Annotated in this window: 24 protein-coding genes; 19 read left to right on the top strand and 5 right to left on the bottom strand. The window is 67.5% G+C overall.

Features of this window, described 5'->3' with window-relative positions; genetic code table 11:
* The first annotated feature begins 10 nt into the window (after positions 1-10).
* From ACK41U_RS07595 to ACK41U_RS07560, 8 genes are all read left to right on the top strand, one after another.
* On the top strand, positions 11-529 hold the full coding sequence (locus ACK41U_RS07595) for a hypothetical protein (RefSeq protein WP_409677866.1): 519 nt from the start codon (positions 11-13) through the stop codon (positions 527-529).
* Between the two features lie 30 nt (positions 530-559).
* The gene (gene sucD / locus ACK41U_RS07590; protein WP_409677863.1) at positions 560-1444 is read left to right on the top strand and encodes a succinate--CoA ligase subunit alpha; all 885 of its coding nucleotides are present in this window, start codon (positions 560-562) and stop codon (positions 1442-1444) included.
* Between the two features lie 64 nt (positions 1445-1508).
* Entirely contained in the window at positions 1509-1901 is a 393-nt protein-coding gene (locus ACK41U_RS07585; protein ID WP_409677860.1) for a hypothetical protein, read from the top strand.
* Positions 1902-1934: 33 nt separating this feature from the next.
* Positions 1935-4901: a 2-oxoglutarate dehydrogenase E1 component gene (locus ACK41U_RS07580; protein ID WP_409677858.1), complete on the top strand. Its 2967-nt coding sequence runs from the start codon at positions 1935-1937 to the stop codon at positions 4899-4901.
* A 4-nt stretch (positions 4902-4905) separates the two neighbouring features.
* A complete protein-coding gene (odhB, locus tag ACK41U_RS07575) occupies positions 4906-6432 on the top strand; it encodes a 2-oxoglutarate dehydrogenase complex dihydrolipoyllysine-residue succinyltransferase (protein WP_409677855.1) in 1527 nt (508 codons plus the stop codon).
* A 276-nt stretch (positions 6433-6708) separates the two neighbouring features.
* On the top strand, positions 6709-7098 hold the full coding sequence (locus ACK41U_RS07570; protein WP_409677852.1) for an MAPEG family protein: 390 nt from the start codon (positions 6709-6711) through the stop codon (positions 7096-7098).
* A gap of 78 nt (positions 7099-7176) precedes the next feature.
* Positions 7177-8565, top strand: a complete 1389-nt coding sequence (gene lpdA, locus ACK41U_RS07565; protein ID WP_409677849.1) for a dihydrolipoyl dehydrogenase — start codon at positions 7177-7179, stop codon at positions 8563-8565.
* Complete coding sequence (locus tag ACK41U_RS07560) at positions 8558-9112, top strand: transglycosylase SLT domain-containing protein (RefSeq protein WP_409677847.1); 555 nt, start codon at positions 8558-8560, stop codon at positions 9110-9112. Before lpdA ends, ACK41U_RS07560 begins: the two co-directional genes overlap by 8 nt.
* Positions 9113-9163: 51 nt before the next feature.
* Here ACK41U_RS07560 and ACK41U_RS07555 read toward each other — a convergent pair whose 3' ends face one another.
* Positions 9164-9796: a lytic transglycosylase domain-containing protein gene (locus tag ACK41U_RS07555; protein ID WP_409677845.1), complete on the bottom strand. Its 633-nt coding sequence runs from the start codon at positions 9794-9796 to the stop codon at positions 9164-9166.
* 220 nt (positions 9797-10016) lie between these two features.
* On the opposite strand from ACK41U_RS07555, the gene ssb reads away from it, so the two are divergent.
* A complete protein-coding gene (ssb, locus tag ACK41U_RS07550) occupies positions 10017-10526 on the top strand; it encodes a single-stranded DNA-binding protein (protein WP_409677843.1) in 510 nt (169 codons plus the stop codon).
* Positions 10527-10767: 241 nt separating this feature from the next.
* Positions 10768-11817, top strand: coding sequence for a Glu/Leu/Phe/Val dehydrogenase dimerization domain-containing protein (locus ACK41U_RS07545; protein ID WP_409677841.1), 1050 nt, complete (start codon positions 10768-10770; stop codon positions 11815-11817).
* A 131-nt stretch (positions 11818-11948) separates the two neighbouring features.
* On the opposite strand, the gene aroB is transcribed toward ACK41U_RS07545, so the two are convergent.
* Together aroB and ACK41U_RS07535 are read right to left on the bottom strand one after the other, a co-directional pair.
* Positions 11949-13055, bottom strand: a complete 1107-nt coding sequence (gene aroB, locus ACK41U_RS07540) for a 3-dehydroquinate synthase (RefSeq protein ID WP_409677839.1) — start codon at positions 13053-13055, stop codon at positions 11949-11951.
* A gap of 4 nt (positions 13056-13059) precedes the next feature.
* Positions 13060-13620 (bottom strand): shikimate kinase, encoded by a 561-nt coding sequence (locus ACK41U_RS07535; RefSeq protein ID WP_409677912.1) that lies wholly within the window; start codon positions 13618-13620, stop codon positions 13060-13062.
* Positions 13621-13740: 120 nt separating this feature from the next.
* Between ACK41U_RS07535 and ACK41U_RS07530 the strand changes: the two genes are divergently transcribed.
* The 7 genes from ACK41U_RS07530 (at position 13741) to ACK41U_RS07500 (ending at position 21688) form a co-directional block, all read left to right on the top strand.
* Positions 13741-13878 carry a hypothetical protein gene (locus tag ACK41U_RS07530; protein ID WP_409677915.1) on the top strand — a complete coding sequence of 46 codons (138 nt, stop codon included), beginning with the start codon at positions 13741-13743 and terminating at the stop codon, positions 13876-13878.
* A 28-nt stretch (positions 13879-13906) separates the two neighbouring features.
* Complete coding sequence (locus ACK41U_RS07525; RefSeq protein ID WP_409677837.1) at positions 13907-15349, top strand: hypothetical protein; 1443 nt, start codon at positions 13907-13909, stop codon at positions 15347-15349.
* Positions 15349-16368, top strand: a complete 1020-nt coding sequence (locus ACK41U_RS07520; RefSeq protein ID WP_409677835.1) for a tyrosine recombinase — start codon at positions 15349-15351, stop codon at positions 16366-16368. The genes ACK41U_RS07525 and ACK41U_RS07520 overlap by 1 nt, the downstream gene beginning before the upstream one ends.
* 10 nt (positions 16369-16378) lie before the next feature.
* Entirely contained in the window at positions 16379-17707 is a 1329-nt protein-coding gene (locus tag ACK41U_RS07515; protein ID WP_409677833.1) for an HlyC/CorC family transporter, read from the top strand.
* 87 nt (positions 17708-17794) lie between these two features.
* Positions 17795-19813, top strand: a complete 2019-nt coding sequence (gene tkt / locus ACK41U_RS07510; RefSeq protein WP_409677831.1) for a transketolase — start codon at positions 17795-17797, stop codon at positions 19811-19813.
* An 85-nt stretch (positions 19814-19898) separates the two neighbouring features.
* Positions 19899-20843: a DMT family transporter gene (locus tag ACK41U_RS07505; RefSeq protein WP_409677829.1), complete on the top strand. Its 945-nt coding sequence runs from the start codon at positions 19899-19901 to the stop codon at positions 20841-20843.
* Complete coding sequence (locus ACK41U_RS07500; protein WP_409677827.1) at positions 20819-21688, top strand: lysophospholipid acyltransferase family protein; 870 nt, start codon at positions 20819-20821, stop codon at positions 21686-21688. The genes ACK41U_RS07505 and ACK41U_RS07500 overlap by 25 nt, the downstream gene beginning before the upstream one ends.
* 48 nt (positions 21689-21736) lie before the next feature.
* Here the strand turns inward: ACK41U_RS07500 and ACK41U_RS07495 are convergent, their stop codons facing one another.
* The gene (locus ACK41U_RS07495) at positions 21737-23146 is read right to left on the bottom strand and encodes a class II 3-deoxy-7-phosphoheptulonate synthase (protein ID WP_409677825.1); all 1410 of its coding nucleotides are present in this window, start codon (positions 23144-23146) and stop codon (positions 21737-21739) included.
* Between the two features lie 159 nt (positions 23147-23305).
* Here ACK41U_RS07495 and ACK41U_RS07490 point away from each other — a divergent pair, with 159 nt between their 5' ends.
* A complete protein-coding gene (locus ACK41U_RS07490) occupies positions 23306-24307 on the top strand; it encodes a GlxA family transcriptional regulator (protein WP_409677823.1) in 1002 nt (333 codons plus the stop codon).
* A gap of 115 nt (positions 24308-24422) precedes the next feature.
* A complete protein-coding gene (locus ACK41U_RS07485) occupies positions 24423-25601 on the top strand; it encodes a Hint domain-containing protein (RefSeq protein ID WP_409677821.1) in 1179 nt (392 codons plus the stop codon).
* 5 nt (positions 25602-25606) lie between these two features.
* On the opposite strand, the gene ftsY is transcribed toward ACK41U_RS07485, so the two are convergent.
* Complete coding sequence (gene ftsY / locus ACK41U_RS07480; protein WP_409677819.1) at positions 25607-26722, bottom strand: signal recognition particle-docking protein FtsY; 1116 nt, start codon at positions 26720-26722, stop codon at positions 25607-25609.
* Between the last annotated feature and the right edge of the window lie 7 nt (positions 26723-26729).

The raw sequence follows: 26729 nt of genomic DNA, 5'->3' as shown, positions 1-26729 counted from the left end.
AGGCTGCGGGGTGCTGGCACTTGCCGCGACCTTGTTGTTCACGGGCTGCGGCGTGGGAACAAACGACGCAACTTTCGGAGAACGCCAGGAGCTTGCCAATATCACACCCAACCTGATGGTGCCGGCCACGCGGCCAGCGTCACTGATTGCCTCGTTCAAACGCTATTGCGTTGAAATGCCATCGGACAGTGCTGCACGCACCGCGCAACTGCGTGCCACGGATTACATTCCCATGGGGGGATGGATCAACGGCTTCCGCAGTTTTGTCGTGGCTGACATGCGACCGATGGTGATCCTGACGGAAGACGGCAAAAGGTGCGCTGTGCGGGCACGGGCGCGTACTGGTCAGACAAGTGCGATTTCGCGCGAGATTGCGCGGACTTGGCCTGCGGCTCGCCAGATTTCTCCTCCGCGCCGCTATGAGGCCGCATGGGAGACTTCACCCGGTCAAGCTGAGGTCATCGGCCTGTTGCGCCACGCGGGCGGGCCGAGCCAGAACGAAATCACACTCGTCCTGACGCGGCGATAGAAAACAGAACTCTGACGAAGGATACGGAACATGGCCGTTCTCGTTGACAAAAATACCAAAGTCATCTGCCAGGGGATCACCGGATCTCAGGGCACCTTCCACACCGAACAGGCAATCGCCTACGGCACCAAGATGGTCGGCGGCGTGACCCCCGGCAAGGGCGGGTCCGAGCATCTGGGCATGCCCGTGTTCAACTCGGTCCACGAGGCCGTGGCGGTGACCGGCGCGACCGCATCCGCGATCTATGTGCCGCCCCCGTTCGCGGCGGATTCGATCCTGGAAGCCATCGACGCGCAGGTGCCGCTGATCGTCTGCATCACCGAAGGCATCCCGGTGCTCGACATGATGCGCGTCAAGCGCGCGCTGGCGGGGTCGAACTCGCGCCTGATCGGGCCGAACTGCCCCGGCATCATGACGCCCGACGAATGCAAGATCGGCATCATGCCGGGCAGCATCTTCCGTCGCGGCAGCGTCGGCGTCGTGTCGCGCTCGGGCACGCTGACCTATGAGGCGGTCAAGCAGACCTCTGATGTGGGTCTGGGCCAGTCCAGTGCTGTCGGCATCGGCGGCGACCCGATCAAGGGGATGGAGCATATCGACGTGCTGCGCATGTTCCTCGATGACCCGGAAACGGAATCCATCATCATGATCGGCGAAATCGGCGGCTCGGCCGAGGAAGAGGCCGCCGAATTCCTGGCCGAGCAGAAGGCCAAGGGCAACTGGAAGCCCACCGCAGGCTTTATCGCGGGCCGCACAGCACCTCCGGGCCGTCGCATGGGCCATGCCGGTGCGATCGTGTCGGGCGGCAAGGGCGACGCGGAAAGCAAGATCGAGGCCATGAAAAAGGCCGGGATCATCGTGGCCGACAGCCCGGCAGGTCTGGGCGAAGCGGTTCTGAAGGCCATCAAGGGCTGATGATTTGACAGTGCATCCCCCCGACCTGAGTATGGGGGGACGCGCTGGCAAAAGGGGGAGCGACGTGGACATCAGGGAACCGGCCAGCGCTGTGACGTTGCCGTATCCGACCCGCACCGGGCCTTCGGGCCGGGCCATGTCGCTTGTGGCGCTGATGGCGCTGTCGGCCTGCGGCGATCGCATGACCACCGACATCCTGCCCGGCGGCATCCCCGCCCGCACCAATCTGCACGAGGCGTCGGGCCTGCCCGCCGCCTCGGTGCGCACCGTCGCCCGCCGCGAATTCGGCTGGCGCGTCATCTACCTTCCCGCCGCCGCCCCGCCCAATGCCGAAAGCCGCGCCGCCGTGGCGCTGTGCGGATTGGAACGTCGCGCGCCGTTGCGGGTTGAACTGCAGCCGCGCCTTGACCCTTTCGCCGATCCCGGCGCCCGTATCTTCGATATTCACTGCGCCTGAGCGCCCTTTTCCGCCCTGAACCGGGGACTGACCATGACCGAGCAGCCAAAAAACACCGATTTCCACGATTCCTCGTTTCTTCAGGGCCATAACGCGGCCTATGTCGAGCAGCTCTATGGCCAGTGGGCAAAAGACCCCGCTGCGGTCGATCAGGCCTGGGACGCGTTCTTCCGGGATCTGGGCGACGCGCAGTCCGATGCCGTGCGCGAGGCCGAGGGCGCCAGCTGGGCGCGGGCCGACTGGCCGCCGGTGCCCGCCGACGAGCTGACGGCGGCGCTGACCGGCGAATGGCCCGCCGGCGCCAAGCCCGAGGCCCGCGCGGCGGCGCAAAAGATCGCCGCCAAGGCCGGGGAAAAGGGCGTGTCCCTGTCCGAGGGGCAGGTGCGTCAGGCGGTGCTGGACAGCATCCGCGCGCTGATGCTGATCCGCGCCTTCCGCATCCGGGGCCATCTGCATGCCGATCTGGACCCGCTTGGCCTGCGCAATGCGCCCGATCATGGCGAGCTGGACCCGGCCAGCTATGGTTTCGGCCCCGGCGATCTGGACCGCCCGATCTTTATCGACAATGTGCTGGGCCTCGAGGTCGCCTCGATCCGGCAGATCACCGATCTGATGAAGCGGACCTATTGCGGCACCTTCGCGCTGCAGTACATGCATATTTCGAACCCCGAGGAAGCCGCCTGGCTGAAAGAACGGATCGAGGGCTATGGCAAGGAGATCCAGTTCACCCAGAACGGCCGCCGCGCCATTCTGAACAAACTGGTCGAGGCCGAGGGCTTTGAAAAGTTCCTGCATGTCAAATACATGGGCACCAAGCGGTTCGGCCTTGACGGTGGCGAGGCGCTGATCCCCGCGATGGAACAGATCATCAAGCGCGGCGGCGCGCTTGGGGTGAAGGACATCGTCATCGGCATGCCCCACCGGGGCCGGTTGTCGGTGCTGGCCAATGTGCTGTCCAAGCCCTATCGCGCGATCTTCCACGAATTTCAGGGCGGCAGCTTCAAACCCGAGGATGTCGACGGCTCGGGCGACGTGAAATATCACCTCGGCGCCAGCGCGGACCGGGAATTCGACGGCAATGTCGTCCATTTGTCGCTGACCGCGAACCCCAGCCACCTCGAGGCCGTGAACCCGGTCGTTCTGGGCAAGGCGCGCGCGAAGACCGATCAGCTGGGCGACCGCACCGACCGGACGGCGGTTCTGCCGATCCTGCTGCATGGCGACGCGGCTTTTGCCGGTCAGGGCGTCGTGGCCGAATGTCTGCAACTGTCGGGCATCAAGGGTCACCGCACCGGCGGCTGCATCCATATCGTGGTGAACAACCAGATCGGTTTCACCACCGCGCCGCATTTCAGCCGCACCTCGCCCTATCCGACCGACATTGCGCTGATGGTCGAGGCGCCGATCTTTCACGTCAACGGCGACGACCCCGAAGCGGTCGTTCATGCCGCCCGCGTGGCGATCGAATTCCGCCAGAAGTTCAAGAAGGACGTCGTGCTCGACATCTTCTGCTACCGCCGCTTTGGTCACAACGAAGGCGACGAGCCGATGTTCACCAACCCGGCCATGTATCAGCAGATCAAGGGCCACAAGACGACGCTGCAGCTCTATACCGAACGTCTGGTTGCTGACGGCCTGATCCCGCAGGGCGAGATCGAGGACATGAAGGCCACCTTCCAGGCCCATCTGGCCGACGAGTTCGAGCAGGGCAAGAACTTCAAGCCGAACAAGGCCGACTGGCTGGACGGCAAATGGTCCGGCATGGCGCGCGAGGGCACGGAATATGTCGCGGGCGAAACCGGCATCGCGCCCGAGGTGATGACCCAGGTGGGCCGTGCGCTGTCCACCGTCCCCTCCGACATGAACCTGCACAAGACCGTGGGCCGCCTGCTGGAGGCCAAGAAGCAGATGTTCGAAACCGGCGAGGGCTTTGACTGGGCCACCGCCGAGGCACTGGCCTTCGGCTCGTTGCTGGTCGAGGGGCATGGCGTCCGTCTGGCCGGTCAGGACAGCGCGCGCGGCACCTTCAGCCAGCGCCATTCCGCCATCGTCGACCAGAAGACCGAGGACCGCTATTACCCGCTGAACAACATCACCGAGGGTCAGGGCAGCTACGAGGTCATCGACTCGATGCTGTCGGAATATGCGGTGCTGGGTTTTGAGTATGGTTATTCGCTGGCCGAGCCGAACAATCTGGTCATGTGGGAGGCGCAGTTCGGCGATTTCGCCAATGGCGCACAGATCATGTTCGATCAGTTCATCTCGTCCGGCGAGAAGAAATGGCTGCGCATGTCCGGTCTGGTCATGCTGCTGCCCCACGGCTTCGAGGGTCAGGGCCCCGAGCACTCGTCCGCGCGGCTGGAGCGTTTCCTGCAAGGCTGCGCCGAGGAAAACTGGATCGTGGCCAATTGCACCACGCCCGCGAACTATTTCCACATCCTGCGCCGCCAGCTCAAGCGGGGTTTCCGCAAGCCGCTGGTGCTGATGACGCCAAAATCGCTGCTGCGTCACCCGCTGGCGATCAGCAAGGCCGAGGACTTCCAGACCGGCAGCACCTTCCACCGCGTGCTGTGGGACGATGCCGAACGCGGCACCTCGCCCACCGAACTGGTGGCGGATGACAAGATGCGCCGCGTCGTGATCTGTTCGGGCAAGGTCTATTACGACCTGCTGAAAGCCCGCGACGAGGCTGGCATCAACGACATCTACCTGCTGCGCCTGGAACAGTTCTACCCCTTCCCGACCCAGTCGATGGTCAAGGAACTCAGCCGCTTCAAGCAGGCCGAGGTGGTCTGGTGTCAGGAAGAGCCCAAGAACCAGGGCGGCTGGACCTTTGTCGAGCCCAATATCGAATGGGTGCTGGAACGGGTCGGCGCCGCGACCACCCGCCCCCGCTATGCCGGGCGCAAGCCTGCGGCCTCGGTCGCCACCGGCCTCGCCTCGCGTCACAAGGCCGAACAAGAGGCATTGGTCGCCGATGCCCTCAGCCTGGAAGGATGATCCGATGACCACCCAAGTCCGCGTGCCCGCACTGGGCGAATCCGTGACCGAGGCGACCATCGCCACCTGGTTCAAGAAACCGGGCGACCGCGTCGAGATGGACGAGATGCTGTGCGAGCTGGAAACCGACAAGGTGACCGTCGAAGTGCCCAGCCCCGCCGCCGGTGTGCTGGCCGAAATCGTTGCAGCCGAGGGCGAGACCGTCGCCCCCGACGCGCTGCTGGCCCTGATCGGCGAGGCCGATGCCAGCACCCCCGGCAAAGCAGCCGAGAAACCGCAGGCCGAAGCAAAGGCCGACAAGACCCCGGAAGGACAAGGCAAGATGAGCGGCAAACCCGTGGACGTGATGGTCCCCGCCCTTGGTGAAAGCGTGACCGAGGCGACCGTCGCCACCTGGTTCAAGAAGCCCGGCGACCAGGTCGCCGCCGACGAAATGCTGTGCGAGCTGGAAACCGACAAGGTCTCGGTCGAGGTTCCCGCCCCCGTTGCGGGCGTCCTGGCCGAGATCCTCGCCGAAGAGGGCGCGACCGTCGACGCCAAGGCACGTCTGGCGATCATCACCGAAGGCGCCACCGGCGCCGCCCCCGCCAAGGGCGCCGAAGCCGCACAGGAGACCGTGCTGAAAAACGCGGGCCCCGAAGAGGTAAAGCCCCGCTCGGATGTCGAGGATGCGCCCTCGGCCAAGAAGGCCATGGCCGAAAAAGGCGTCAGCCGCGACGAGGTTCAGGGCTCGGGCCGCGATGGCCGCGTGATGAAAGAGGATGTCGCCAAGGCCAGCGCGCCCAAACCCGCGGCTGCCGCACCCCGCGCCCCCTCCGGCGCCGATGACGCCGCCCGCGAAGAGCGTGTCAAGATGACCCGCCTGCGCCAGACCATCGCGCGCCGCCTGAAGGATGCGCAGAACACCGCCGCGATGCTGACGACCTATAACGAGGTCGACATGTCGGGCATCATGGGCCTGCGCACCGAATACAAGGACGCCTTCGAGAAGAAGCACAAGGTCAAGCTGGGCTTCATGTCCTTCTTCGTGAAGGCCTGCTGCCACGCGCTGCAAGAGGTCCCCGAGGTCAACGCGGAAATCGACGGCACCGATGTCGTCTACAAGAACTACGTCAATATGGGCGTCGCGGTCGGCACGCCCTCGGGTCTGGTGGTTCCGGTCCTGCGCGATGCCGAGCAAAAAGGCTTTGCCGCGATCGAGAAGGAAATCGCCGAACTGGGCCTGAAGGGCCGCGATGGCAAGCTGACCATGGCCGAAATGCAGGGCGGCACCTTCACCATCTCGAATGGCGGCGTCTATGGCTCGCTGATGTCCTCGCCCATTCTGAACCCGCCGCAATCGGGCATTCTGGGCATGCACAAGATCCAGGAACGCCCGGTCGTGGTCGGCGGCCAGATCGTGATCCGCCCGATGATGTATCTGGCGCTGAGCTACGATCACCGCATCGTCGACGGCAAGGGCGCGGTCACCTTCCTCGTCCGCGTCAAAGAGGCGCTGGAAGACCCCCGCCGCCTGCTGATGGATCTCTGATCCCGCCATCCCAGGGGGCCGCATCCGCGCGGCCCCCGATCCGGACAGCCAGACCGAATATCACCTTGTTGACTGCCGCCGGGCAGGTCGTGATCCCGGTCGGGCCCCATCCGGAACGCGAGACCGTGCTGCGAGACGTGACCCATATCGCTCTGCCCCGATCCGGCTGCCAGAGGCATGATCAGCACCGCGCTTGTCCGGCGCATGTCCTGACCCGGCCCGCGCGCATTGGTGCTCTGGCCCCGCAGACAAACGCATGAGCCAGAGAGAGACATGATGACCACAGAACTGACCGTCCTCGCCCTCGCCGCCCTGCTTCAGGGCACGCAGTTCGTGCTGTTCTCGGTTCTGGCCAATCTTCAGATCGGCCCGAAAGTGGCGATGGGCCCACGCGATCATCCGCCCGAACTCACCGGATACGCGGGCCGCGCCGGACGCGCCCTCAGCAACCATTTCGAGGGCCTGATCCTCTTTTCCATCGCCGTGCTCATCGTTACGGCAGGCGGTCAGGCCAGCACTCTCACCGCCACCTGTGCCTGGATCTATCTGGGCGCCCGCCTCGTCTATGTCCCCGCCTATCTGCTGGGCTGGTCGCCGGGCCGCTCGATCATCTGGGGCATTGGCTTTTTCGCCACAATGCTGATGATCCTGGCAAGCCTGCTGTGATTTGCCTTGGACCAAATATCCCGCGGGGGTCCGGGGGCGCGAAGCCCCCGGCACTGCGGTCTGACAAAAGGAACTGCCATGTATGATCTGATCGTGATCGGCGCCGGACCCGGCGGCTATGTCTGCGCCATCCGCGCCGCCCAGCTGGGCCTCAGGGTCGCCTGCGTCGAAGGCCGCGAGACCCTGGGCGGCACCTGCCTCAATGTCGGCTGCATCCCCTCCAAGGCGCTGCTGCATGCCAGCCATATGCTGCACGAAACCCATGAGAATTTCGAGAAGATGGGCCTGATGGGCGCCCATGTGACCGTCGACTGGGACAGGATGCAGGGCTACAAATCCGAGACGGTCGCGGGCAACACCAAGGGCATCGAATTCCTGTTCAAGAAGAACAAGATCGACTGGCTCAAGGGCTGGGCAAAGATCGAGGCTGCGGGCCGCGTCAAGGTCGGCGACACGGTTCACGAGACAAAGAACATCGTCATCGCCACCGGCTCGGTCCCGGCCGCGCTGAAAGGCGTCGAGGTCGACAATGAGGCTGGCGTGATCGTTGATTCGACCGGCGCGCTGGCTTTGCCCAGGATCCCGAAATCCATGGTGGTGATCGGCGCCGGGGTGATCGGGCTGGAACTGGGCTCGGTCTATGCGCGGCTTGGCGCCAAGGTGACGGTGCTGGAATATCTGGATGTGATCGCGCCGGGCATGGATGCCGAGGTGCAGAAGCAGTTCCAGAAGATGCTGGCCAAACAGGGGCTGGAGTTCACTCTGGGCGCCGCCGTGCAGAGCGCCGGGGCATCCGGGGGCGGCGCGAAGGTCACCTACAAGCTGAACAAGGATGACAGCGCCCATGAGATCGAGGCCGAGGTGGTTCTGGTCTCGACCGGCCGCCGCCCGCATCTGACGGGTCTGGGGCTGGAGGATCTGGGCGTCGCGCTGACCGATCGCGGCTTCGTCAAGGTGGACGGCCATTGGGCCACCAGCGTCAAGGGCATCTATGCCCTGGGCGACGCGGTCCCCGGCCCGATGCTGGCCCACAAGGCCGAGGATGAGGGCATGGCCGTCGCCGAGGTGATCGCGGGCAAGCATGGTCACGTGAATTACGACGTGATCCCCGGCGTGATCTATACCACCCCCGAAGTCGCCAATGTCGGCCTGACCGAAGAGGCCGCCAGGGCCGCGGGCCGCAAGATCAAGGTCGGCAAGTTCCCCTTCATGGGCAATGCCCGTGCGAAAGCGCAGTTTCAGGGCGAGGGTTTCGTCAAGCTGATCGCGGATGCCGAGACCGACCGCATTCTGGGCTGCCACATCATCGGCCCTTCGGCGGGCGATCTGATCCATGAAGTCTGCGTGGCGATGGAATTCGGCGCCTCGGCCGAGGATCTGGCGCTGACCTGTCATGCCCACCCGACCGTGTCGGAAGCTGTCCGCGAGGCCGCGCTGGCCTGTGGCAGCGGCGCGATCCATGCGTGACGGCACGGCGACCGGACGCGGGAGGGGGGCGCTGCCCCCCGCCGCCTGCGGCGACTCCCCCCGGGATATTTCGGGACCGAAGCTGGGCAGGCGGGGACTGATCCTGTCGGTTCTGGCGCTGGCGGCCTGTGGCGGGCGGGACAGTGTTCCGTCCGGCGGGAATGTGACCCAGAGCGGTCTTTATCCCAATGAGACGCCGCATCTGCGCCAGCGCATCAATTTCTGGGCGCGGCATTACGAGGTGCCCTCGTCGCTGGTGCAGCGGGTCGTGATCCGCGAATCGAGCCACAGGCCGGGCGCGCGCAACGGTCCCTATTACGGGCTGATGCAGATCCATCCCCAGACCGCGCGCACAATGGGCCATCGCGGCCCCGACGCCGCGCTTCTGGATGCCGATACCAATCTGAAATACGGCGTCAGATACCTGCGCGGCGCCTGGCTGGTGGCCGAGGGCAACCCGGATCGCACGATCATGTGGTATTCGCGTGGCTATTATTACGAGGCGCGACGCAAGGGTCTGCTGAAGAAGACGGGCCTGCGGTCGTAGCGGTATGCGGGCACGGCCGGGCGATCACGCCCGCCGCATGACGTCGGGCGCCTAGCCTCCGGCGACGATGCGGACATAGTTGCGGGTCTCGCGATAGGGCGGGATGCCGCCATATTTCTGCACCGCGCCCGGCCCGGCATTATAGGCGGCCAGTGCCAGCCGCCAGTTGCCGAACTGATTGTACATCATCCGCAGGTAGCGGGCGCCGCCATTCAGGTTCTGGACCGGATCATTCGGGTTCACGCCCAGCTTCGCCGCCGTTCCCGGCATCAGCTGTGCCAGACCCATCGCGCCCTTGTGCGAGCGGGCGTTCGGGTTCCACCCCGATTCCTGCTGCACGAGGCGCAGGAACAGATCCTCGGGGATGCCATGGCGTTGCGCGGCCTGACGGGCATGGGGCAGGTATTCGCTGCGCCGCCCGGTATAGCGCGGGATGCTGGGCTCTGCCGCCAGCGGCATCGCCTGTTCCAGCCGGCCGGGCTGGAGGCGTGCCGATTGCTGGTACTGGGTGGACAGGCGCGAATCCATCAGCCGGGTCTGGCGGGCGAATTGTTCCGCCCGCGATTTCGATGAACTGCCCGACAGCCGCAACCCCTCGGCCGAGACCGGCGCCGCGACGGGCAGTGCCAGCCCAAGGCCCAGAGCTGCGCACAGGACTGCTTTTCCGAATCGGTTGAACCGCATCATTCCGCCCTCGTTTTCGTCAGCTTTTCCGCTGCTGCATGTTGGGGCAGACTATACAGCAGATCGCGCCCGCCGCCAGCATTGTGAACAGGGGCCGGAGCCGCCATCTGCGCCCGCGCACCGGTATCGGCGGCGGCCCGCCCATTGCAGAACGGCTTGCAGGCGCGGTCGAGCCTGCGTTAGACCCGTGTCCAAAGGTACAGAACCAAGGAAATCCGTCATGGCAGGCAGCGTCAACAAGGTCATTCTGATCGGCAATCTGGGGCGCGACCCGGAAATCCGCAGCTTTCAGAACGGGGGCAAGGTGGCCAATCTGCGCATCGCCACCTCCGAGACCTGGAAGGATCGCACCACCGGCGAGCGTCGCGAAAAGACCGAGTGGCACACGGTTGCGATTTTCACCGAAGGTCTGGTGAACGTGGTCGAGCGCTATCTGAAAAAGGGCGCCAAGGTCTATATCGAGGGCCAGCTCGAGACGCGCAAATGGCAGGATCAGTCCGGTCAGGACCGCTATTCGACCGAGATCGTGCTGCGCGGCCTGGGCGGCACGCTGACCATGCTGGACGGGCGCGGTGAAGGCGGCGGCGGTCAGGGTGGCGGCGGTCAGGGCGGTGGCTATGGCGGCGGTCGCGACGAGTACGACCAGCGCGGTTCGGGCGGTCCGGCCAGCGCTCCGGCGGGCGGTCAGGGCGCAGGCCGCGCCGATTACGACGACGAAATCCCGTTCTGAGCGGCGCCACCGGCGCATCAGGGCGAATCACTTCAGGGGGGGCGGTCCGGCAAGCCGCCCTTTTTGCTGTCAGGCCGCGATACGAAATTGCCCGATGCCCCGCCCCTTCGTGGCGTTCGTTGCGCGGCGTGCCACGCCTGCTTGCCGGATCATCTGCCTCTTGCAATATGCGGCAAGCGGCGCTTTGTGACCCGACCGGGCGGGAGACCCCGCTTTGCGGATGATGAAGAAGGGCGCTGCCATGTCACTGACACTCACCGAACTTGACCGGCCCGACGGGTTCCAGCGGCTGGTGCTGGCCGAGGACCCGGCCTCGGCCCTCAGGGCGATCATCTGCCTGCATTCGACCGCGCTGGGTCCGGCGGCGGGTGGCTGCCGGATGTGGCCCTATGCCAGCGATGCCGAGGCCATCCATGATGTGACCCGGCTGGCGCGCGGCATGACCTACAAGAATGCGATGGCGGGGCTGGGCCTGGGCGGCGGCAAGGCGGTCATCATCGGCGATGCCCGGCATGACAAGACGCCCGCGATGATGCGGGCCTTTGGCCGGGCGGTGCAGGCGCTTGGCGGTCAGTACTGGACCGCCGAGGATGTCGGCATCTCGCCGCAGGACATGGCCCATGCCGCGGAAGAGACCCGCTTTGCCGTGGGGCTGGCCCATGGTTCGGGCGATCCCTCGCCCTGGACCGCCGAGGGGGTGTTCCGCTGCCTGCGCGTCGGCGCGGCGCATGTCTGGGGCAACGAGGACCTGACCGGGCGGCGGGTGCTGGTGCAGGGGCTGGGCCATGTCGGCATGTCGCTGGCCGAGAAACTGGCGGCGGCGGGCGCGCGGCTGATCGTCACCGACATCCATCAGGCCGCGCTGGCGCGGGCGCAATCGGATCTGGGTGCCGCTGTCTGCGCCCCCGAGGCGGTGTTCGATCAGCAGATGGATATTTTTGCCCCCTGCGCCCTTGGTGCGGTGCTGACGGCCGACAGCGCGGCGCAGCTGTCGGCGCGGCTGATCTGCGGGGCGGCGAACAACCAGCTGGCCGATGAGGCGGTCGATGCGCAGCTGGCCGCGCGCGGGGTCACCTATCTGCCCGATTATGTCGTCAATGCCGGCGGCATCATCAGCGTCGCCAGCGAGATCCATGGCAGCGGCGATGGCTGGCGGCTGGATCGTCTTGGCGCGATTGCCGCCCGCGTGGCCGAGATGCTGGATCAGGCCCGTCAGGAGGGCTGCACAGCGGCGTTGATGGCTGACCGGATGGTCGATCAGATGCTGGCCCAACGCCGCCACGCCGCCTGAACACGGTCAAGGCCGGGCGCCATGGACCGGCGCAGCCGGTCCCGGCTCTGGTCCCCTTCGATGGGGGGCCCGAGCCGGGCGGGCCGGGACGGAACCGGGGCGACGGGCAGGCCGGGCGATGACGTCCGGGATCAGCGGGCGTCGTGCAGGACCGAGGCCAGCGTCTCGCCCGTCACCGCATCGCTGACGAAAGCCTCGCCGATGCCGCGCGCCAGCACGAACCGCAGTTGCCCGTCCACGACCTTCTTGTCCTGCCCCATCAGCGCGATCAGCCCGGCGTCATCGGGCAGCACCCCCGGCACATCCGACAGGCGCGCGGGCATGCCCATCTGGCGCAGATGCGCCAGCACCCGGCTTGGCGCCTCTTGCGCGCACAGCCCCATCCGCGCCGACAGATCAAAGGCCAGCGCGCAGCCGATCGCCACCCCCTCGCCATGCAGCAGCCGGTCGGAATAGCCCGTTGCCGCCTCCAGCGCATGCCCGAAAGTGTGGCCCAGGTTCAGCAGCGCACGCTCGCCCTGCTCGGTCTCGTCGCGGGTGACGATGGCGGCCTTCATCGCCACCGAATGGGCCACGGCGTGCTGGCGCAGGGCCATGTCCTCGCGCAGGCGGGGGGCGTTCGCTTCCAGCCAGCCGAAGAATTCCGCATCCCCCAGCAGCCCGTATTTGGCGACCTCGCCATAGCCCGCCAGAAAATCGCGCGGACTCAGCGTGTCCAGCACCGCGATGTCGGCCAGTACCAGCGCGGGCTGGTGGAACGCGCCGATCAGGTTCTTGCCATGGGGGCTGTTGATGCCGGTCTTGCCGCCCACGCTGCTGTCGACCTGCGACAAAAGCGTCGTGGGCAGCTGCACGAACCGCACCCCGCGCCGCAGGATCGCGGCGGCAAATCCCACCAGATCGCCGATCACCCCACCGCCAAGCGCCACCACCACGTCGCGCCGCTCGACCTGTTGCTCCAGCAGCCATTCGACGCATCGGGTCAGATGCGGCCAGCTTTTCGTGCCCTCGCCCGCAGGCAGGCGCAGCGCGACGCTGTCGATCCCCTCGGCGCGCAGCGCGGCCTCCAGCGCGGGCAGATGCAGGCGGGCGACGGTCTCATCCGTGACGATGGCCACGCGCGGGCGCGCCAGCAGGGGCGCGATCTCGGCGCCCGCGCGCCCGATGAGGCCCGCGCCGATGCGCACATCATAGGCGCGGTCGCCAAGCGGAACATGGACGGTCACGGTCTGGGTCATCAGATCAATCCTTGAAAGGGCTGGGGGATGCGGCTTCAAGCGCGGCCAGCAGGCGACCGGCGGCAGTCTCGATGCTGTCGTCGGGCCGGGCGGGGAAATCCAGATCGGCCAGCGCATAGACCGGCGCGCGTTCGGCCAGCAGGGCGGCCAGCGTGCCGCGCGGATCGGCGGTCTGCAACAGGGGCCGCGTCGGGCGCTGGCGCACCCGCTGCCACAGGGTGTCCAGATCGCAGCTCAGCCAGACCGACAGCCCCGACCGGCCGATCACCTCGCGGTTGCGCGTCTGCATCCACGCCCCGCCCCCGGTCGAGATGACCGCAGGCGCGCCGGCCAGCAGGCGGCCCAGCACCTCGGCCTCGCGCGCGCGAAAGAACGCCTCGCCGTCGCGGGCGAAAATCTCTGTGATGGTCATGGCGGCGGCGGTCTCGATCTCGGCATCGCTGTCGCGGAAGGCCACGCCAAGGCGCCGGGCCAGTTCGGTCCCGATGGCGGTCTTGCCCGCCCCCATCATGCCCACCAGCACGATATGCCTTGAAAGCCGTCTGCCCATGGTTGTCTCCCGGATCCGGTGACTGAATGGCGTGATATTCCCGGAATTGCCATATATAATCGGCTTGACCCGGCAGCAGACCGGAGACAGGCAGATCGTACAACTTACAGGCGACAGACGAGCAAGGGCAGGACAATGCGGCTGGTAAAACTTTTGGTGGTGGTGATTCTGGCGGGCCTGATCGGGCTGGCCGGATATGCGTATTTCGGTGATATGGAGCCGCAGCGGCGCGAGGTGCGCAGTCCCTTGCAACTGGATGTGCCCGGTGAATAGACGTCTTTCCCTGCGGATTGCTCTGACATTGAGCCTTGCATTGCCCGCCCCGGCGGTCTTTGCGCAGGGTCAGCCGCTGTCGGCCAGTGACTGGTTGTCTGGCAGCGTGCGCGGCCCTCAGCGCGAAAGCTCGGCCTGGCGGGCCGGTGATGCCGGGCCGCCGCAGCGCCCGCCCGGACGCCAGCCGGTCGCCGAAAGCGGTGCGGTCGGAACGGTGCAGGTCAGCCGTCTGGATCAGGGCGATCCCGACAGCACCGGCACGCTGACCCCGCGCCGTGCGGGGCTGCCGCCCGATCTGTGGGCGGGCAGCGATCCCGCCGATCTGGCCGATGCGCTGCTGCGCGCGCCCGCGCGGCTGCACGCGATGCAGGTGCTGCTGAGGCGTGTGCTGACCGCGCAACTGACCCCGCCCGAGACGAACGGCACCGCCACGCCCAAGGGCCGCCTGTTTCTGGCCCGCGCCGACCGGCTGCTGGACATGGGCGCGCTGGAAGAGGCGCAGGCCCTGCTGCTGGCCGCCGGTCCGGGCGATCCCGAGGTGTTCCGCCGCCTGTTCGACATTGCCCTGCTGGAGGGCGACGAGCATCGCGCCTGCCGGATCATGGACAGCACCCCCGGCATCGCGCCCAGCTTCAGCGCCCGGATCTTCTGTCTGGCGCAGACCGGCGACTGGGCCGCCGCCGCCCTCAGCCTGCACGGCGCCGAAAGCCTTGGCCTGATCGACGAGCGGCAGGCGATCATGCTGACGCATTTTCTGGACGACGCCTTTGTCGATGGCGGCCAGATGCTGGACCCGCCCGAACGCATGACGCCGCTGGAATTCCGCATTCACGAGGCGATCGGCCAGCCGTTGCCGACCGTGACGCTGCCCACGGCCTTTGCCCAATCGGACCTGCGGCTGAACAGCGGCTTCAAGGCACGGCTTGAGGCCGCCGAGCGGCTGACCCGCGCGGGCGCGATGGCGCCGCTGCGCCTGCGCGCGATCTATGGCGAACAGCGCCCTGCCGCCTCGGGCGGGGTCTGGGAACGCGCGGGCGTCATGCGCACGCTGGAGGCGGCGCTGCAATCGGGCGATCTGTCTCAGGCCCTGCCCCGCGCCTTTGACGAATTCCGCGCCGCAGGCATGGCCGATCTGCTGGCGGCGATGATTGCCGCGGACCTGCCCGATCACTACCCCGACGGAAACGGCGCCGCCGAGGTTGTGGCCCTGCTGCGGCAGTGGCGCGGCCTGACGGGCGTGGACCCGGTCGCGCCCGCCCCGGAACTGGCCGCCGAGACGCCCGAGCCACCCGAGACCCGCCAGGGCGAGGCGCTGCTGACCGCGATGGAGGATATAGACGCCGCGCTGGAAGGCGATCTGCCGCGGGCCGGGCGCGGCATCGCCATGCTGCGCGCGCTTGGCCTGTCCGAGGACGCGCGCCGGGCCGAGACGCAGATCACCCTGCTGCCGCAGATGACCGAGGCGCCCTGATGGGTGACGAAAGGCAGGACGGGCGGGCCATCTCGGCCTTTCTGGATGCGCAGGCCGCCGAAGCCGGGGCCGCGCGCAACACGCTGCTGGCCTATGGCCGCGACCTGCGCGACCTGTCCGGCTGGCTGTCCGGGCAGGGCCTGTCGCTGTCCGATCTGACCCGCGAGCGGGTCGAGGATTACCTTGCCCATTGCGACGCGCAGGGGCTGTCGCGGGCCACGCGTGCGCGGCGCCTGTCCTCGGTCCGGCAGTTCACCCGCTTTGCGCTGGAAGAGGGCTGGCGCGGCGATGATCCCGCGATCCGCATCGCCGGTCCGGGCCGCACCCACCGCCTGCCCCGCAGCCTCAGCCAAGCCGAGGTGACCGCCCTTCTGGCCGCCGCACCGGGGGTTGGCCGCACACCGGCAGACCGGGCGCGATCGGTCTGCCTGATGGAGCTGCTCTATGCGACCGGGATGCGCGTCAGCGAACTGGTCGAGCTGCCGGTCTCGGGCTGCCGGGGTGATCCGCAGATGCTGCTGATCCGGGGCAAGGGCGGGCGCGAACGCCTGGTGCCGCTGACCGGCCCCGCCCGCACGGCGCTGGCGGGCTGGCTGGCACATCGCGACCACGCCCCCGAGGGCAGCCCGCTGGCCCGGCTGATCGCCGGGCGCGGCGCCCGCTGGCTGTTTCCCGCCGCCGGGCCCGCCGGGCATCTGCCGCGGCAGGGGGTCTCGCGCCTGCTGGGGCAGATCGCGCTGGCGGCGGGGATCGAACCCGTGCATGTCACACCCCATGTCATCCGCCACGCCTTTGCCACCCACCTGCTGGAAGGCGGCGCCGATCTGCGCGTCATCCAGACCCTGCTGGGCCATGCCGATCTTGGCACGACCGAGATCTATACGCATGTGGTCAACCAGCGCATGCGTGATCTGGTGCTGAACCATCATCCGCTGGCCGCGATTTCCCCGGCTGACCCGCCGCCGCCGTTGCCCTTGCCGGACCCCCTGCCCGGCGCAATCCCGAAACCCCCCAACTGACCAAGGACCCATGGACGACGTATCCTCTGCCTTAGACTTTGCTGCCTTTCTGACCATCGGCGCAATTCTGATCTGCCTGATCCTGTCGGCCTTCTTCTCGGGTTCGGAAACCGCCCTGACCGCCGCCAGCAAAGCCAAGCTGCGAGCCCGTGCCGACCGGGGCGACAGCGGTGCCGAGGCCGCCGTCAGGATCACCGCCGACAGCGAAAAGCTGATTGGCGCAATCCTGCTGGGCAACAATGTCGTCAACATCCTGGCCGCCAGCCTGGCCACCGCGCTGTTCACCCGCCTGCTGGGCACCGGCGGTGTGCCCATCGCGACGCTGGTGATGACCATTCTGGTGCTGATCTTCTCCGAGGTGATGCCCAAGACCTATGCCATTTCGGCGCCCGAAAAGGTGGCCAGTCTTGTCGCCCGGCCGATCCGGCTGCTGACCATCGTGCTCGCTCCGGTGGTGACCGTGGTCCGCGCCATCGTCGGTATGATGCTGTCCATCGCCGGCCTGAAGACCGACCCCGGCAAGCACATGTTCTCGATCGAGGAAGAGATCGAGGGCGCGCTGTCGATCGGCCATGCCCAGGGCGCCGTCAACAAGGAGGACCGCGACCGCCTGCTGGGCGCGCTGGATCTGGGCAACCGCACGGTCGAGGAAATCATGCGCCACCGCAGCGAGATCCAGATGATCGACGCCGATCTGGCGCCCGAACGCATCCTCGAGGCGGTGCTGTCCAGCCCCCATACCCGCCTGCCCGTCTATCGCGAGGAACGCGAGAATGTCGTCGGCGTCATTCACGCCAAGGATCTGCTGCGCGCCGTCAACCGTGCCGTGCGCGAGCAGCGCGACCCGATGGCCGCGCGCCGCTTTGACGTGATGGCGGTGGCGATGCCGCCCTATTTCGTGCCCGACACCACCGCGCTGGACGAACAGATGCGCGAGTTTCTGAAACGCCGCACCCATTTCGCGCTGGTGGTCGATGAATACGGCAGCTTGCGCGGGCTGATCACGCTGGAAGACATCCTTGAGGAAATCGTGGGCGAGATCGCCGACGAACACGACACCGAGGCCGACCAGACCCTCAAGCCCAACGCTCAGGGCGAATATCTGGTCGAGGGCGGCATGACGATCCGCGACCTGAACCGCCAGCTGGACTGGTCCCTGCCCGATGACGAGGCCAACACCGTCGCCGGTCTGGTGATCCATATGGCCCAGTCGATCCCCGATCAGGGGCAGGTCTTCAGCTTCCACGGCTACCGTTTCGAGGTGGTGACCCGGCGCGAGAACCGCATCACCCGTCTGCGCGTGCGCCCGCTCAGCACCGCGCGCGACGGCGAGGGGTAAGGGATCCGGGGTCAGGGCGCTGCGGCTTGCAACCGCAGGCCATCCCCCCTAACAGGGCGGCAACACATTTTGCCGCAAGGGAACGCCATGGACATCGCCGCCCGCCGCACCGCCGACCCCCGCCACTGGAACCTGGCCAGCGCGATCCGCGTGCTGTCCATGGACGCGGTCGAGGCCGCAAATTCCGGCCATCCCGGCATGCCGATGGGCATGGCCGATGTGGCCACGGTCCTGTTCCGCAACCACCTGAAATTCGACGCCTCGGCGCCGAACTGGTTCGACCGCGACCGTTTCGTGCTGTCGGCGGGCCATGGCTCGATGCTGATCTATGCGCTGCTGCACCTGACCGGGTACGAGCAGATGACGCTGGACCAGATCCGCAACTTCCGCCAGCTGGGCGCGATCACGGCGGGTCACCCGGAATACGGCCATGTCGAAGGGGTCGAGACGACGACCGGCCCGCTGGGTCAGGGCATCGCCACCGCCGTCGGCATGGCAATCGCGGAAGAGGCGATGCGCGCCGAATTCGGCGCCCCGGTCTGCGATCACCGCACCTGGGTCATCGCCGGTGACGGCTGCCTGATGGAGGGCATCAGCCACGAGGCGATTGCGCTGGCCGGTCACCAGAAGCTGGGCCGTCTGATCGTGCTGTGGGACAACAATGACATCACCATCGACGGCCGCGTCAGCCTGTCGGACCGCACCGACCAGCGCGCCCGCTTTGCCGCGGCCGGCTGGCGGGTGCTGTCCTGCGACGGCCATGACGCCGCCGACATCGACCGCGCGCTGACGCAGGCCGCGCAAAGCGACGACCGCCCGGTGCTGGTCGACTGCAAGACCATCATCGGCTTTGGCGCCCCGAACAAGGCCGACAGCAGCAAGGCCCATGGCTCACCGCTCGGCGCGGAAGAGATCGCGGCCACCCGTCTGGCCTATGGCTGGAACGCAGCCCCCTTCGACATCCCAGATGAGATCCTGACCGAATGGCGCAGCATCGGCCAGCGCGGCGCCCCGGCCCGTGCCGACTGGAACGCCCGCATCGACGCGCTGCCCGAGGACGCACGCGACGAATTCGCCCGCCGCATCGGGCAAGAGGCAAACCCGCGTCTGGACGCCATCGTGCAGGCGTTCAAGGTGCAGACTCTGCAATCGACCCCGAAGGTCGCCACCCGCAAGGCCAGCGAGAACGTGCTGGAAGTGCTGAACGCCGAGATGCCCGAGAATTTCGGCGGCTCAGCCGACCTGACCGGCTCGAACAACACCAAAACCGGCGGTCAGGGCGTGTTCTCGCCCGAGAACCGCATGGGCCGCTATCTGCATTACGGCATCCGCGAACATGGTATGGCGGCGGCGATGAACGGGATCTGGCTGCATGGCGGGTTCCGCCCCTATGGCGGCACCTTCCTGACCTTTACCGATTACGCGCGCGGCGCCATGCGCCTGTCGGCGCTGATGGGGCTGCCGGTGATCTATGTGATGACCCATGACAGCATCGGTCTGGGCGAGGACGGCCCGACCCACCAGCCGGTCGAGCATCTGGCGATCTGCCGCGCCACCCCCAACACGCTGACCTTCCGCCCCTGCGACCAGATCGAGACCGCCGAGGCCTGGGAAATCGCCCTGTCGCAGGACGAGACCCCCTCGGTTCTGGCCCTCTCGCGTCAGAACCTGCCGCTGCTGCGTCAGGATGCGGGCGAGAACCTGACCGCAAAGGGTGCCTATGTCCTGCGCGCGGCGTCCGGCCCGGCCAGGGTCGTGCTGATGGCCACCGGCTCGGAGGTCGAGATCGCCACCGCCGCCCGCGACGCGCTGGAAGCTCAGGGCATCGCCACAAGCGTCGTCTCGGTCCCCTCGATGGAGCTGTTCCGCGACCAGCCCAAAGCCTATCGCGAAGAGGTCCTGCCCGCAGGCACCGTCCGCATCGCCATCGAGGCCGCTGTCCGCCAGCCCTGGGACTGGCTGCTTCTGGGCGAACGCGGCGCCGAGGACCGCTCGGCCTTCATCGGCATGGAGGGGTTTGGCGCCTCGGGCCCCGCGCCCGCGCTCTATAAGGAATTCGGCATCACCGCAGATGCGGTCCTTGAACGCGCCAAGGCGCTGCTGTGACACCAGGAACCGCCTCCGGCGGGGATATTTGGGTGAAGAAGAAGCCGGTTCTTCTTCACTTAAATATCCATGATCCTGCCGCCTGATGCGGGTGCTGGCGCGCGGGTTCGCGCTGATGGGGCGCGAGCGTGACGGGTTGCGGCGCCCGGGCTCGGATCAGGCGCGCGGGATTGCGCTGCTGCTGGCGGCGATCCTGGGGTTTACCCTGATGGATGCCACCGCCAAGCATCTGACCCAGAGCTATCACCCGGCTCAGGTCATCTGGGCGCGGTTTGTGGGCAATCTGCTGATCTTTGCGCTGATCTTTCGCGGCGCGATGCTGCCCTTGCTGCGCACCCGCCAGCCCGGCACGCAATTTGCCCGCGCGCTGATGCAGCTGGGATCAGTCACGCTGTTCTTCACCTCGTTGCAATATATCGGACTGGCCGAGGCGACCGCCATCATGGATCTGAACCCGGTCCTGATCACCCTTGGCGCCGCGCTGTTTCTGGGCGAGCGGATCGGACCGCGCCGGCTGGCAGGCATTGCCGTGGCGCTGGTGGGGGCCATGCTGATCATCCGGCCCGGCATGGGCGTCTTTCAGCCCGCCGCCCTGCTGCCGCTGGCGGGTGCCTTCACCTATGCCGCAGGTGCCCTGCTGACGCGGATCGTGCGGGCGGATTCGGTGGCGACCTCGGTTCTGTGGTCGGCGGTGGTGGGCTCCGTCGCGTCGACCCTGGTGGTGCCGCTGTTCTGGCAACCCATCGCTGCGGGCGATCTGTGGGCCTTTGGCCTGTTGGCGATTTTCGGCACGGCCAGCCAGTATCTGCTGGTGCGCGCCTTCAGCGCCGCCGAGGCCGGGGTGCTGGCGCCGTTCGGCTATACCGGGCTGGTCTGGGCGGGCCTCTGGGGCTGGATGTTCTTTGGGCAGCTTCCCGATCTCTGGACCATCGGCGGGGCGGCGATTATCGTGGCCGCCGGGCTCTATGTCTGGTCGCGCGAGGCCCGCGCGGCGAAGGGAGAGCGATGCGCGACGACCGACCCGACCTGACCGACCGGCTGGCCAATGGCACCTTTCTGGCGCTGATGGGCCTGGCCCGGTTGCTGCCCTATCACCGCCGCATCCCGGCAATGGGCTGGGTGTTCTCGCGTCTCATCGCCCCTGTGGCGGGCTGGCGCGGGCGCATCCGTGGCAACCTGACCCTGGCGCGCCCCGACCTGACCACAGATGAGATCGCGGCGCTGGTGCGCGCCGTGCCTGACAATGCCGGGCGCGCGCTGGCCGAGATCTATTCGGGTGAGGAATTCACCGCCCGCATCCGTGCCTCTGACCCGCTGGAGGGGCCGGGCCTGCCCGCGCTGGAGGCGGCGCTGGACAGTGGCCGTCCGGTCATTCTGGCCTGCGCGCATTTCGGCAATTACGACGCGATGCGGGCGGCACTGGCCGCGCGGGGCTGGCCCGTGGGCGCGCTGTATCGCCCGATGAACAACGAGGCGTTCAACCGCCATTACGTCCCCGCCATCACCGCCATCGCCGAGCCCCTCTTTCCGCGGGGCCGGGCCGGGCTGGCAGCGATGCTGCGGTTTCTGAAGGGCGGCGGCTGGCTGGCGCTTGGCTTTGATCAGTTTGACCGCGACGGGGCGGAGCTGCGCTTTTTCGATCTGCCAACCCGCACCGTGCTGACCCCGGCGGAGCTTGCGCGCCGCTATGATGCGCTGGTCGTGCCCATCGCGGGGATCCGCCAGCCGGACGGTCTCAGCTTTCGCGTTCATGTCGGCGCGCCCGTCACCGCAGACGAGCCGCGCGCCATGATGCAGGCGCTGAACGATGATCTGGAGATGCTGGTGCGGCGCCATATGGACCAGTGGTTCTGGGTGCATCGGCGCTGGAAATGAAAACGGCCCGGATCGCTCCGGGCCGTCTTCGTTTGGGACGCGCCGGGATCAGATCGCGGCGGCGCTGCGGGCGGGGGCGGTCTCTTCGCGCCGGGCGCGCAGTTCCTCGGCCACCAGAAAGGCCAGTTCCAGCGACTGGCTGGCGTTCAGGCGCGGGTCGCAGGCGGTGTGATAGCGGTCGGACAGATCCTCATCGGTGACGGCGCGGACGCCGCCGGTGCATTCGGTCACATCCTTGCCGGTCATCTCGAAATGCACGCCGCCGGGGATGGTGCCTTCGGACTTGTGGATGGCAAAGAATTCGCGCACCTCGCTCAGGATCGAATCGAAGGCCCGCGTCTTGTAGCCGGTCGAGGATTTGATGACATTGCCGTGCATCGGGTCGCAGGACCAGACCACGTTTGCGCCCTCGGCCTGCACAGCCTTGATCAGGCGCGGCAGGTGATCGCCGACCTTGCCCGCACCAAAGCGCGCGATCAGGGTCAGCCGCCCGGCCTCGTTTTCCGGGTTCAGCCTGGCCATCAGCACCTTGAGGTCGTCGGCCGTGGTGGTCGGGCCGCATTTCAGCCCGATGGGGTTCTGGACACCGCGGCAGAATTCCACATGCGCGCCGTCCGGTTGCCGCGTGCGGTCACCGATCCAGATCATATGGCCCGAGCCTGCGACGGGCAGGCCGGTGGTGCTGTCGATCCGGGCCAGCGCCTCTTCGTATTCCAGCAGCAGCGCCTCGTGGCTGGTGTAGAAATCGACCTTGGACAGCTGATGCGCGGTTTCGGAATTCACGCCCGCCGCGTGCATGAAGGCCATGGCATCGCCGATCCGGCCCGCGATGTCGCGGTATTTGGCGGCCTCGGGGCCGTCGACGAAATCAGCGATCCAACTCTGGACCCGGTGCATGTCGGCAAAACCGCCGGTCGAGAAGGCGCGCAGCAGGTTCAGTGAGGCGGCGGCCTGCGTATAGGCGGCCAGCATCCGGGCCGGATCGGGGATCCGCGCCTCGGGGGTGAATTCGAACCCGTTGATGATGTCGCCGCGATAGCTGGGCAGCTCGACGCCGCCGATGGTTTCCGTGGGCGCGCTGCGGGGCTTGGCGAACTGGCCCGCCATGCGGCCGACCTTGACCACCGGCATCTGCGCGCCCCAGGTCAGCACCACGGCCATCTGCAGCAGCACCTTGAACGTGTCGCGCAGGTTGTCGGCGCTGAACTCGCTGAAGCTTTCGGCGCAATCGCCCCCCTGCAGCAGAAAGCCGCGCCCGGCGGCGACATCGGCCAGCTGCGATTTCAGGCGCCGCGCCTCGCCCGCAAAGACCAGCGGCGGCGAGCGGCGCAGCTGCTCTTCGACCGCCGCCAGCGCGGCGGGGTCGGTATAATCGGGCATCTGGACGCGCGGATAGGCGCGCCAGCCGGCCTTGTCCCAGCTTTGGGTGGCGGCGGTTGTGCGTGCGTCCTGCGTCATTTTCCATGCTCCTTGGGAAAAACGGTGCCGCCCGTATAGTCGCTAACAGCGCACAGGGAAAGGCTTTGTGGCCCGCACCCGGCGGCGATGATCGCGCCTCTTGCCGTGGCGTGAAATCCCTGTTTGGGTGCCGGATGGACCCGCAGCCAAGACAGCCCCATGCCATCGACAAAACCGCGCCGCTTTACCTTTCTGCTTCTGGACCGATTCACCATGCTGCCCTTCACGGCGGCGATCGAGCCATTGCGGCTGGCCAACCGCGCCGCAGGCCAGGCGCTGTTCGACTGGCGGCTGGTCGGCCCGCGTGGCGATATGGCGGTCTGCTCGAATGGCAGCCGGGTGATGGTGGATGCGGGGCTTGAGGGGGACGCCGCACCCGGCCGCGACGAGGTGGTCATCGTCTGCGGCGGCACCGAAATCGCGCGCGAGGCCACGCGCCCGGTGCTGTCCTGGCTGCGCCGTCAGGCGCGCGGCGGGGCGGCGATGGGGGCGGTCTGCACCGGCGCCTGGGTCCTGGCCGAGGCCCGGCTGCTGGACGGGCGCAAGGCCACGATCCACTGGGAGAACCATGATGGCTTTGCCGAAGCCTTTCCGCAGGTCGATCTGTTCCGCTCGGTCTTTGTCTATGACGGCAACCGGCTGACGGCGGCGGGCGGGACCAGTTCCATCGACCTGATGCTGCATCTGATCGCCGAGGCGCATGGCGACGCCTTGGCCGCCGAGGTGGCCGACCAGATGCTGCACACCGCCATCCGCACCGATCAGGACCGCCAGCGCCTGTCGATCCCGACCCGGATCGGCGTGCGCCATCCGCGTCTGGCCGCCGTGATCGCCCGGATGGAGGGAAATCTTGAAGAACCGATCAGCCCCGCCCGGCTGGCGCTGGATGCCGGCATGTCGACCCGCCAGCTGGAACGCCTGTTCCGGCGCTATCTGAACCGCAGCCCCAAGCGCTATTACATGGAGACCCGGCTGGCCCGCGCCCGCAACCTGCTGATGCAGACCGAGATGTCGATCATCGAGATCGCGCTGGCCTCGGGCTTTTCCAGCCCCTCGCATTTCTCGAAATGCTACCGGGCGCAATATGGCAGCACCCCCTATCGCGAACGGGGCACTTCGGCCCCGGCCCCGGCCCCCGCCAAGGCCGTCGATGGATCTTAAGATCTGTTAACCCCTCGTTAACTTCTTTGCCTTAACCATGCCCTGACGGCAGGCTGCGGGCGCATGTCACCCATACGGCACCTGCCCCTGACACGAGGTTTTCACAGGGGGCTGCATGGAACGCCAGATCACGCTGCTGACGGTCAGCCAGCCGATCGCCCCCGGCGATGGCGGCGCGGCACAGTATGCACCGTTCGCCGGGGCGGGATCGGCGCCGTTCCTGCTGGAAAACCCCGTGCTGTCGACGATGATTCTGCAAGACGATGACGATCAGTTCGTCAGCGGTTTCTATTCCGGCGACGCGACACAGCAGGCGCTGACGCAGCCGGCGGTGATCGGCTATGGCGCCAGCCAGATCACCCTGCCCATCGGCACGCGCCTCTCCAATTTCATCGGCGCGGTGCTGACGGACGATGCGGGCAACCGCTTTGTCGCGCTCTATCCCCGCCGCTTCGACCCCTGGGATCTGGGCGAGGAGTTGGGCGACGGCCATACGGTGCTGATCATTCCCCTGCCTGCCCTGCAACCCGATGACAGCCTCGCATACCCGGTATTCGACCCGTCACGCCCGGTTCGCTTTACCGAGGTGCGCGGGCTCGGCCCCGCGCCCGGCGATGCGATCGCCTATGCGCCCGCCGCGGCGACAGGTCCGGTCGACATGGTGCCCTGCTTTGCCGCAGACACCCGGATCCAGACGGCGGCGGGTCCGCAACCGGTGCAGGCTCTGCGCCCCGGCGATCTGATCCTGACCCGCGATCACGGCTTTCAGCCGCTGCTGTGGTCCGGCAGCCGCGTGCTGGACGAGGCGCATCTGGACCTGATGCCGCAGCACCGCCCGATCCGCATCGCGCCGGGCGCGCTTGGCCCGGATCAGCCCGCACGCGCCCTGACGGTGTCGCCCCAGCACCGCATCCTGCTGCGCTCGCGCATCGCACAGCGCATGTTCGGCACGCCTGAAATCCTCGTGCCCGCGCGGCGCCTGACCGGCATGGCCGGAGTCGAGGTCCTGCGAGACACCAGCCATGTGACCTATTGGCACCTGCTGTTTCGCCGCCACGAGATTGTCTTGTCCGAAAGCGCATGGACCGAAAGCCTGCTGCCCGGCCCGCAGGCGCTCCGCGCCTTCGACCCGCAGGCCCGCGCCCGGATCGTCACAACGGCACCAGACCTGACGGCCCGGCCCGCGCCCGCGCGCCCGATCCCGCCCGGCCACGCACAGCGCAGGCTCGTCCAGCGGCATCTCACAAATCCCACCCGGCCACTGGTCGAACCCGCGCCCGAACCGGCCCTCTGAGGCAGCTACAGCCCGACCAGCGCGCGGGCGAAATCGTCGGGATCAAACGCATCCAGATCGTCGATCTGCTCACCCACGCCAATGGCATGGATGGGCAACCCGAACCGGTCGGCCAGCGCCACCAGCACCCCGCCCCGCGCGGTGCCGTCCAGCTTGGTCATCACCAGCCCCGAGACATCGGCCAGCTTGCGGAAGGTCTCGACCTGACTCAGCGCATTCTGCCCGGTGGTGGCATCCAGAACCAGCAGCGTGTTATGCGGCGCCGAGGGGTCTTTCTTGCGGATCACCCGCACGATCTTGGACAGCTCCTCCATCAGATCCTGCCGGTTCTGCAGCCGCCCGGCCGTGTCGATCAGCAGCAGATCGGCGCCCTCGGCCTCGGCCCGCACCATGGCATCATAGGCCAGGCTGGCGGGATCGCTGCCCTGCGGCGCGACCATCACCGGAACCCCGGCCCGCGTGCCCCAGACCTGCAGCTGCTCGACCGCTGCGGCGCGGAACGTATCGCCTGCGGCGATCACCACCGACTTGCCGGCGGCGCGGAACTGACTGGCCAGCTTGCCGATGGTGGTGGTCTTGCCCGCACCATTGACGCCGACGACCAGCACCACCTGCGGCTTTTTCGCAAACAGCGGCAGCGGTCGCGCCACCGGCGCCATGATCCGCGCGATCTCGGTCGCCAGCAGCTCCTTCAGCTCGGTGGCCGACAGGCGCCGCCCCATCCGGCCCTCGGCAATATTGGCGGTCACGCGCAGGGCAGTCTCGACCCCCAGATCGGCCTGAACCAGCATATCCTCCAGATCTTCCAGCATGGCGTCATCCAGCGCCCGCCTCGGCTCTTCGACACGGGCCTCGACACGGGCCTCGGCGCGCCCGAACAGGCGCCCCACCAGACCCGGCCCCGCCTTCCGGACCTCCGGCTCCCGTGTCCCGGCCGCCCGGACCTCAGGCGCAGGAACGTCGGGCGCACCAAGGTCGGGCGCCGGGGCCTCAGGTGCCGGGCCCCCAGCTGCCGGGGTCTCGGGCGCGGATGCGGCCTCACCCACGATCTCATCCAGCCCCGCCCCGATTTTCGAGGAAGAGCGCGTCAGCCGCTCGCGCAGTTTCGAGAAGAACGCCATGATCAGA

The organism is Paracoccus sp. (in: a-proteobacteria) (assembly GCF_046289755.1).
Classification (GTDB): domain Bacteria; phylum Pseudomonadota; class Alphaproteobacteria; order Rhodobacterales; family Rhodobacteraceae; genus Paracoccus.
The sequence above is the reverse complement of the archived record's forward strand: the minus strand, read 5'-3'. Positions and strand labels throughout refer to the sequence as shown.